We start from the raw sequence: 9,552 nt of genomic DNA on the forward strand, positions 1-9,552 counted from the left end.
CCTGGAGGCCGGCGAGGAAGAACAGGAAATTATACGAGACCTGCTTCCAGGCCGCCGCCATCACCACCAGGATCATGGCGTGGTTGCCGTCGAGCAGCGGGTTCCACGGGATGCCGATCTGGTTGAGCCCGCGGGCGACCAGGCCTAGGCCGGGCTGGAACAGGAAGCCGAACAGCACGCCCGCCACCGCCGGCGCCACGGCGTAGGGCCAGATCAGCAGGGTCCGGTAGATGCCGGCCCCCCGGATCTCCCGGTCCGCCATCGTGGCGAGCAGCAGCGCGAAGCCGAGGGAGAGCCCCGCCACCGCAACTGCAAAGACCAGCGTGGTGACGAGGGCCTGATAATAGCCGGGATCCGTGAACAGGGCCCGGTAATTCTCGAACCAGACGAACTCCGTCGAGAGCCCGAACGCGTCCTGCATCTGGAACGACTGCCAGACCGCCTGCAAAGCCGGCCAGTAGAAGAACAGGCCGACGATGAGGAGCTGCGGCGCGATCAGCGCCGCCGGCAGCAGCCGGCCTCCGAAGGTGACGCGCTCGGGACCCATCAGATTACCGTCCGGCCTGCTTCTCGAACTGGCGCAGCATCGCGTTGCCGCGGGTCGCCGCCTCGTCGAGAGCCTGCTTAGGCGTCTTCTTGCCGGCCAGCGTCGCCTCGATCTCCTCGGCCCACAGGTCGCGCATCTGCGGCAAGTTGCCGAGGCGCAGGCCGCGGGAATTCTCGGTCGGCGGCTTGTTGGTCAGCTCCTTGATCGGCACTTCGAGGGCCGGGTTCTTGGCGTAGAAGCCGTCCGCCTTCGACTTCTCGTAGGCCGCCTTGGTGATCGGCATGTAGCCGGTGGTCTGGTGCAGCTTGGCCTGCCGGTCGGTATCGGACAGGAAGCTGAAGAACTTCGCCACGCCCTTGTACTCGTCGGGCTTCTTGCCGCCCATCACCCACAAGGAGGCGCCGCCGATGATGCTGTTCTGCGGCGCACCCGGCACGTCGGGATAGTAGGGCATCGGCGCCGAGGCCCAGGCGAACTTCGCCGCCGACTTGACGTTGCCGTAGGAGCCCGAGGACCCGAACATGATCGGGCACTCGCCGGCGGTGAAGCGGCCGAAGCCGCTGTCGTAGCGGCCGGAATAGTCGAAGGACTTGTCCTTCTGCGCTTCGGCGAGGTTGCCGATATGCTTGACCTGGAGCGGGCCGTTGATCTCGAGCGTGGTGTCGAGGCCGTCCATGCCGTTGGCCTTGGTGGCGACGGGGACGTTGTGCCAGGCCGAGAGCTGCTCGATGTTGAGCCAGGTGACCCAGGTGGTCGAGAAGCCGCAATTCGGGAAGCCGTTCTGGGTCAGCTTCTTGGCCGCCGCGAACAGGTCCGGCCAGGTCTTCGGCGGCTCGGTGAGGCCGATCGCCTTCAGCGCGTCGAGGTTGGCCCACATCACCATCGACGACGAGTTGAACGGGAACGAGAGCATCTCGCCCTTGGTCGTCGAGTAGTAGCCGGTGATCGCCGGCAGGTAGGCGTTCGGGTCGAACGGCTCGCCGGCATCCTTCATCAGCTGGTAGACCGGCTTGATCGCGCCCTTGGCCGACATCATCGTGGCGGTGCCGACCTCGAACACCTGCATGATGTGCGGCGCGGTGCCGGCGCGGAAGGCCGCGATGCCGGCATTCAGCGTCTCGCCGTAATTGCCCTTGTAGGTCGGCACCACCTTGTAGTCGCTCTGCGCGGCGTTGAACTCGTCGGCGAGGCGGTTGACGGCGTCGTTGTTGGCGCCCGTCATCGCGTGCCACCATTGCAGCTCGGTCACGGCGAGCGCCGGGGTGGCGGCGGCTGCCAAGCCGAGGCCGGCGAGCGCGATGCGGATGGTCATGGTGGGGGCCATCGGGTTGTCGTCTCCTCGTGTGCGGCCCCTCATGCGGGGCCCGCGTGACACTCCGACGACAGCGGCGGCGGACGGCACGCGGCCCGCACCGTCTCAGGCGGCGGCCAGCTTGTTAGTCGCTGGCTAAGCACAGCCGTGATCGGGGGACAAGAGCGGTCACTCGGGTCTGTTCGATCTCACCGGCGGAATTCCGATTCTGAGCGTCATCCCGGGGCTCGCCGAGGGCGAGAACCCGGGATCACCAGGAGGGTCGCAGGACTGCCGGGGGTGGTCGGATGGGTCGCCCCGAGGACTACGACCGCTTCCGGTCTCGCAGCGCCTGGATGGTCGTGGTCGGGGTGATCGCCTCGGGGTCAATTGGGCAGTGCAGGATCGCCGGAAGTCCCGACTCCATCGCCCGCGCCAATGCCGCCGGGAAGTCCTCATTCCGCTCGACCCGCTCGCCATAGCCGCCGAAGGCCGTGGCGTAGGCGGCGAAGTCGGGGTTCTTCAGCGCGGTGCCGGAGACGCGGCCGGGATATTCCCGCTCCTGATGCATCCGGATCGTGCCGTACATGCCGTTGTCGACCAGGATGACGATCACCGGCAGCCCGTATTGTACCGCGGTGGCGAATTCCTGGCCGTTCATCAGGAAGTCGCCGTCGCCCGACACCACCACGACGGTGCGGTCGGGGAGCAGGCGCTTGGCACCGATGGCCGCCGGCACGCCGTAGCCCATCGAGCCGGAGGTCGGGGCGAGCTGGCCGTCATGGGCCCGGAACGGCCAGAAGCGATGGACCCAGGTGGCGAAGTTGCCCGCGCCGTTGCACAGGATCGCATCCGCCGGCAGCGCCGCGCGCAGATGCGCCATCACGCCGCCCATCTGGAGCGTGCCGGGGGTGGTGATCCGGGTGGGATCGCTCCAGGCGAGGTAATCGGCATGCAGCGCCTCGGTGCCGGCGGCCCAGGGCAGGGCGCGGGGCGGCTGCACCGTCTCGATCGCCGCCGCGAAGGCGGTCGGGCTCGCGTTGATGGCCAAGGCCGGGCTGTAGACCCGCCCCAGCTCCTCCGGGTCCGGATGGACGTGGACGAGGCGCTGGCGGGGTCCTGGAATGTCGAGAAGCGTGTAGCCCTGCGACGGGATCTCCGACAGCCGCCCGCCGATGACGAGGAGCAGGTCGGATTCCTTGATCCGGGCGAGCAGCGTCGGGTTGACGCCGAGGCCGAGATCGCCGGCGTAGCAGCGGTGATCGGCCGGGAAATGGCCCTGACGCCGGAACGAGCAGGCGACGGGGAGCGAGAACAGGTCGGCGAAGCGGGAGAAGCGCCGTACGGCCTCCGCCGACCAGCGGCTGCCGCCGAGGATCGCGAAGGGTCTTTCCGCCTGCCCCAGCATGGTTTGCAGCGCCACCATCTGGGCGAGGGCCGGATGGGTCTCGACCGGCCGGAAGGCGGGGGCGTCCGCGACCGTCGCGGTCTCGACCAGCATGTCCTCGGGCAGCGCGATCACCACCGGGCCGGGCCGGCCGGCGGTGGCGACGTGGAAGGCGCGGGCGACCAGCTCCGGCAGGCGGTCGGCACTGTCGACCTCCGTCACCCACTTGGCGATGGTGCCGAACACCGCCCGGTAATCGAGTTCCTGGAACGCCTCGCGCTCCCGCGCCGCCCGCTCGATCTGGCCGACGAACAGGATCATCGGGGTCGAATCCTGCTTGGCGATGTGCAGGCCGGGCGAGGCGTTGGTGGCGCCGGGCCCGCGGGTGACGAAGCAGATCCCGGGCTTGCCCGTGAGCTTGCCGTGCGCCTCCGCCATCATGGCGGCCCCGCCCTCCTGCCGGCAGACGGTGAGGCGGATCTGCGCGTCGTGCAGCGCGTCGAGCACCGCGAGGTAGCTCTCGCCGGGCACGCAGAAGATATCGCCGACGCCGTGGCGGGCGAGCTGGTCCACCAGGATCTGCCCGCCGGTGCGGGGGCGGGGAGCGTCGGTCATGGGCGTGTCCTCCAGCGAGGTCTCAGGCCTAGAGCATTTTCCGACGAAGTGGACACCGGTTCGTCGCAGAAAATGCGGCAAAATCAAAAACCTAGAGCAGCGCCCGATTGCAGTGTGATCGGGCGCTGCTCTAGCCGATCCGCGTCACCCACCCCAGGCCGGATCGGCCAGCACGCTCTCGGTATGATCCCCGACCTGCGGCGAGGCGGTCTCCGCCGCCATCGGCACGCCGTCGATGACGATCGGCGAGCGCACGCTCGGGATCGTGCCGCCCTTGGCCCGCGGGTCGGGCAGGTCGAGGCGCATCCCGCGATGGACCACCTGCGGGTCTGAGAAGACCTCGGCGAGGTCGTTGATCGGGCCGACCGGCACGTTGACGGCGCCGAGCCGCGCGAGAAGGTCGGCCTTGGTGTGGCGGCCGGTCTCGGCTGCGATGAGCGGGATCAGCACGTCGCGGCGGGTGACCCGGCCCGGATTGGTGGCGTAGTCGGGGTCGAGGTGCCAGGTGGTGCCGAGCACACCACAAAACTTCTGGAACTGCCCGTCGTTGCCGCAGGCGACGATGATGTGGCCATCAGACGTCGGGAAGACCTGGTAGGGCACGATGCTGGTGTGCTCGTTGCCCATCCGCGGCGGCAGCATCCCGGAGACGAGGTAGACCAGCGCCTGGTTGCCGAGCACCGAGACCTGCGTGTCGAGGAGCGCCATGTCGATGTGGCAGCCCTTGCCCGTGGCGTGCCGGCCCTGGAGCGCGGCGAGGATCGCCACCGTGCCGTAGACCCCGGTGAACACGTCCGCGAAGGCGACCGCGGTCTTGACCGGTTCGCCCTCGGGCTCGCCGGTGAGCGACATGATCCCGCCGAGGCCCTGGACCATGAAGTCGTAGCCGGCCCGCGGCGCGTAGGGGCCGTCCTGGCCGAAGCCGGTGACCGAGCAGGTGATGAGCCGCGGGTTGAGGGCGCTCAAGGCTTCGTGGTCGAGCCCGTACTTCTTCAGGCCGCCGACCTTGAAGTTCTCGATCACCACGTCGGCATGGGCGGCGAGCCGCTTCACCACGGCCTGACCTTCGGCGGTCTCGAAATCGGCCGCGACCGAGCGCTTGCCGCGGTTCGTCGAGTGGAAATACGAGGCTGACAGCGTGCCGCCCTCGGCGCCCTCGACGAAGGGAGGGCCCCAGGACCGGGTATCGTCGCCGACGCCCGGCCGCTCGACCTTGACCACTTCGGCGCCGAGATCCGCCAGGAGCTGGCCGATCCACGGGCCGGCCAGGATGCGGGCGAGTTCGAGCACCTTGATGCCGGCGAGGGGTTTATGCACGAAGACCGAGCCTCCCATTGGCGCGCCTCCCGTTGACGGGATGGCGCTCATCGTCCTCGCCTGCTTACGACGCGGCTTGGGCAGCGGGAATGCCCGCCGGCCTCCGGTCAGCCCTGCGCCAGCCGCCGCCCGGTGGCGGGATCGAACAGGTGCAGGGCAGCCGGATCGACGGCGAGGCGCAGCGTGTCGCCCTCCTGCGGCGCGGAGCCCGCCGGCACCTGCACCGCCACGTCGGTGCCGGCGAGCGGCCCGTGCAGAAGGCGGGTGGCGCCCAGTTCCTCCACGAAGGCGATGCGGAACGGCAGGCCGTCCCCGGCGATCCGCAGGTCCTCGGGCCGGATGCCGGCCTCGATGGCGGTGCCGGGGGCGACGCCGACGACCGGGAGCACCGTTCCGTCGATCCGCACGCCGCCCGCCACGGCCTCCGCGGGGAGGATGTTCATCGGCGGCGAGCCCATGAAGGTCGCGACGTAGCGGGTCGCCGGGCGGCGATAGATCTCGATCGGCGTGCCGACCTGCTCGATCTGGCCGCCATTCATCACCACCAGCCGGTCGGCCATGGTCATCGCCTCGACCTGGTCGTGGGTGACGTAGACCGTGGTGACGCCGAGCTGGCGCTGCAGGCGGCGGATCTCGACCCGCATCTGCACCCGCAGCTTGGCGTCGAGGTTCGACAGCGGCTCGTCGAACAGGAAGACCTGGGGCTTGCGCACGATCGCCCGCCCCATGGCGACGCGCTGGCGCTGGCCGCCCGACAGCTGGCGCGGATAGCGCGTCAGCATCGCCTCGAGGCCGAGCAGCCGCGCTGCTTCCTTCACCCGGGTCTCGATCTCCGGCTTCGGGGTGCCGCGGTTGCGCAACCCGTAGGCCAGGTTGTCGTAGACGCGCATATGGGGATAGAGCGCGTAGTTCTGGAACACCATCGCGATGTCGCGATCGGCCGGCTCGACGTCGTTGACCTTGCGGCCGCCGATGGTGATCGCCCCCGAGGTCACGGTCTCGAGGCCGGCGATCATTCGCAGCACGGTGGACTTGCCGCAGCCCGAGGGGCCGACGAGGACGCAGAAGGCGCCGTCCGGCACGTCGAGCGACACGCCGCGCACCGCGTCGACGCCGCCCGAATAGGTCTTGCGCAAGGTGTCGAGAGCGAGGCCGGCCATCAGACGCGTCCGATCGTACGGAAAGAGGTCACTTCTCGGTCTCCACCAGGCCGCGCACGAACAGCTTCTGCATCGCGAACACCACCACGACCGGCGGCAGCATCGCCAGCACGGCGGTCGCCATGACGATCTGCCATTCGGTGAGCTGGTCGGTAATCGAGGTCATCTTGCGCAGGCCGATCACCACCGTCTGCATGTCGTCGCGGGTGGTGACGAGGAGCGGCCAGAGATACTGGTTCCAGCCATACAGGAACTGGATCACGAACAGGGCCGCCATCGTGGTGCGCGAGAGCGGCAGCAGGGTATCGAGGAAGAACCGCACCGGCCCGGCTCCGTCGATGCGGGAGGCCTCGACCAGCTCGTTCGGCACCGTGAGGAAGAACTGGCGGAACAGGAGCGTCGCGGTCGCCGAGGCGATCAGCGGCAGGGCGAGGCCCGCATAGGTATCGAGGAGCTGGAGGTCGGCCGCGACCTTGTAGGTCGGGTAGATGCGGACCTCGACCGGCAGCATCAGGGTGACGAAGATCGCCCAGAACGCGGTTTGCCGGAACGGGAACTTGAAGTAGATCAGCGCGTAGGCCGAGAGCAGCGAGATGAAGATCTTTCCGAGCGCGATGGCGAGCGCCATGATCGTGCTGTTGAGGAGCATCATCCCGACGGGGACGCCGGCCATGCCGGATTCGGTCAGCGCGCGCCGGTAGGTCTCGACGCCGTGAGGGCCCGGCCAGAGCGGCATCTGGCCGTTGGCGATGGTGGCGGCGTCGTGGGTCGAGCCGATCAGCGCCAGGTAGACCGGGAAGACGACGATGCCGACCCCGAGGCACAGCACGAGGTGCGGGATCAGGTTGCCGAAGCGGCGGTTCTCGACCAACGGGGCCGCTCCCTGGCGGATGGTTTCTTACGTTCCGTGCCGCACCGGGGTGACGGGCATGCGACGCTCCTAGCACCCGTCAAGCTCTGACGGAAGCGCCGCCCGCCCGGAGACCCCTACAGGCCCGCCTGCTCGGCCAGCGCCTTGAGATCCGCCTGCGGCCGGGCACCGATATGGGAGATCACCTCCGCCGCCGCCACGGCGCCGAGGCGGGCGCAATCGGCGTGGTCGAGGCCGCGGGCGAGGCCGGCGAGGAAGCCCGCCGCGAACAGGTCGCCGGCGCCGGTGGTGTCGACCACCTCGCGCACCGGCGAGGCCGGCACGGACTTGGTCTCGGACCCCGAGACCACCAGGGCGCCCTCGTCCGAGCGGGTGACGACGCCGAGGAGGTTCTTTTCCTGGCGCAGGGCCGCGAGCGCCGTGTCGGCATCGGCGGTCTGGTACAGGCTCTTCAGCTCGTGGATGTTGGCGAACAGGATGTCGAGGCTGCCGTCGCGGATGAGCCCCAGGAACTCGTCGCGGTAGCGGTCGACGCAGAACGCGTCCGACAGGGTGAGCGCGACCTTGTTGCCGGCGCCGTGGGCGATCTGGACCGCCTTGCGGAACGCCTCCTTGGCGGCCGGCGGATCCCAGAGGTAGCCTTCGAGGTAGACGTGGCGGGCGCTCTTCACCGTCGCCTCGTCCACGTCCGAGGCGGTGAGGCCCTGGCAGGCGCCGAGATAGGTGTTCATGGTGCGCTCGCCGTCCGGCGTCACCAGGATGAAGCAGCGCGCCGTGGCCGGGCCCTCGCTCGCCGGAGCGACGCCGAAGCGCACGCCGGTGGCGTTGAGGTCGTGGGCGAAGAGACGGCCGAGCTCGTCGTCCCGCACCTTGCCGATGAAGCCGGCCCGCGCCCCGAGCAGGGCCGCACCGACCGCCGTGTTGGCGCCGGAGCCGCCCGAGACGATGGTGGCCGGCCCCATGACCCCGAACAGGTGCTCGGCCCGTGCCTCGTCGATGAGCTGCATCGCGCCCTTGTGCACGCCCTCGCGTACCAGGAAGGCCTCGTCGGTGCGGGCCATCACGTCGACGATGGCGTTGCCGAGGACGAGGAGGTCGAGGGAGGCGGTCATGCAGGGGCTCGCGCGCAAGAGATTGGGCCGCCTGTCGCATCCGCCGCCCGGGGGGTCAAGCGCGCGCCGGTGGGCTCATGGTTCCTCGAAAAGGAATGCGATGGGGAGTTCGAGGCCTGGCGGGTCGAGAACGAGGGTGCCCTCCTGCAGGAAGGCGGTCTCGACCTCGTTTCCGACTCGGTGGTGATGGATGACCATGCGCCGATCCGGATCGATCATCATGTAATGATGGATGCTCGGCACTTGGAAGTAGCCGGCCAGCTTCTCGCTCGCGTCGGTCCGGCGGGTGCTGGGAGACGAGACCTCGACGACGATGATCGGGTTGGGGACCTCGACGGAGTTCGGGTCCCTGCGCGGCCCGCAATAGACCAGAGCGTCCGGCTCGTACGCGGTGCGGGTGTCGATGCGGACGGTCATGCCGTCCGGCATCGCCCGGCACGGCAGCGCGGCCGCCCGAATGCTGCGCCGGAGCGCGACATAGGCGGCGGCCTTGACCTCCGCATGCAGCACACGCTCCGGTGTCATCGCGTACACCTCACCCTGCACGAGTTCATAGCGTCCCGGATTCGCTTCGCTCCAGGCGAGGTACTCGTCCACGCTCATGCGCGTCTGCGGAAGCGGCTTCATCGCATCGAACCTGTCGCTGGCAGTCCTGCCTCGGCATCGTAGCATGCCGGTCAGCGCGCCGAAGAGGACTCCCATCGCGAGCGTGATCCCGGGCGGGTCGAGCGACGGGGTGACCTCGCCGACGATCCGGGTCTCGATCGCCGCGCCGATCGAGTGATGATCGTGGCGGCCCGGAACCGTTCCGCTCCGGGCGAGGACGGCGTCGACATCCATGCGGGACAGGGGCAGGCCGGCCCTGCCGGGAAGCCTGCCGCGCCCGCGCTACTGCATCGACTGCATCTCGCAATTCGCATAGGCCATGCTGCCATCCGCATAGGCCTTGAGCTTGCGGGCATAGGCCTCGGCGCCCGTGCGATACGGGCCGAGCTGCGCGTTGTAGGCCTTGATCCCGTCATTGTAGGTGTAGGCCTCCCAGCCCGGGCAGCCGCCCTTGGCGTCGAGGCAGGCGGGCTTCGGCGGCAGGGCGGGCTTGGCCGGCTTCTCGCTCGCCGGCGGCGGGGCCGGCGGGGGGGGGGCAGGCGGCCTGCGCCGCGACGGGCATGAGGAACAGGAGGGGGGCGAGGGCTTTGCGGGGCACGGCGTGTCTCCTCGGGGCCGGCTCTCACGCCATCGTGTGGGCGGCGGG

General features: G+C 69.4%; 9 protein-coding genes. All 9 read right to left on the reverse strand.

Features of this window, described 5'->3' with window-relative positions; all coding sequences use genetic code 11:
• On the reverse strand, positions 1–547 hold a 547-nt coding region (locus tag VQ03_RS26700), incomplete at its 3' end, for an ABC transporter permease (protein WP_048453955.1).
• Positions 548–551: 4 nt separating this feature from the next.
• On the reverse strand, positions 552–1,859 hold the full coding sequence (gene ugpB, locus VQ03_RS26705; protein WP_048453960.1) for a sn-glycerol-3-phosphate ABC transporter substrate-binding protein UgpB: 1,308 nt from the start codon (positions 1,857–1,859) through the stop codon (positions 552–554).
• Between the two features lie 304 nt (positions 1,860–2,163).
• Positions 2,164–3,840 carry a thiamine pyrophosphate-binding protein gene (locus tag VQ03_RS26710; RefSeq protein WP_048453956.1) on the reverse strand — a complete coding sequence of 559 codons (1,677 nt, stop codon included), beginning with the start codon at positions 3,838–3,840 and terminating at the stop codon, positions 2,164–2,166.
• A gap of 144 nt (positions 3,841–3,984) precedes the next feature.
• On the reverse strand, positions 3,985–5,157 hold the full coding sequence (locus tag VQ03_RS26715) for a CaiB/BaiF CoA transferase family protein (protein WP_048453961.1): 1,173 nt from the start codon (positions 5,155–5,157) through the stop codon (positions 3,985–3,987).
• A 107-nt stretch (positions 5,158–5,264) separates the two neighbouring features.
• Positions 5,265–6,317 (reverse strand): sn-glycerol-3-phosphate import ATP-binding protein UgpC, encoded by a 1,053-nt coding sequence (locus VQ03_RS26720; RefSeq protein WP_048453957.1) that lies wholly within the window; start codon positions 6,315–6,317, stop codon positions 5,265–5,267.
• Between the two features lie 28 nt (positions 6,318–6,345).
• A complete protein-coding gene (gene ugpE, locus VQ03_RS26725) occupies positions 6,346–7,188 on the reverse strand; it encodes a sn-glycerol-3-phosphate ABC transporter permease UgpE (protein WP_048453958.1) in 843 nt (280 codons plus the stop codon).
• Between the two features lie 116 nt (positions 7,189–7,304).
• On the reverse strand, positions 7,305–8,300 hold the full coding sequence (locus VQ03_RS26730; protein ID WP_048453959.1) for an adenosine kinase: 996 nt from the start codon (positions 8,298–8,300) through the stop codon (positions 7,305–7,307).
• A 75-nt stretch (positions 8,301–8,375) separates the two neighbouring features.
• On the reverse strand, positions 8,376–9,140 hold the full coding sequence (locus tag VQ03_RS26735; protein WP_342586479.1) for a Uma2 family endonuclease: 765 nt from the start codon (positions 9,138–9,140) through the stop codon (positions 8,376–8,378).
• A gap of 48 nt (positions 9,141–9,188) precedes the next feature.
• The coding region (locus VQ03_RS34000) for a hypothetical protein (RefSeq protein ID WP_208605564.1) at positions 9,189–9,552 on the reverse strand (364 nt) is incomplete at its 5' end.

It is taken from the genome of Methylobacterium tarhaniae, assembly GCF_001043955.1.
In the GTDB taxonomy this organism is placed as follows: Bacteria; Pseudomonadota; Alphaproteobacteria; order Rhizobiales; family Beijerinckiaceae; genus Methylobacterium; species Methylobacterium tarhaniae.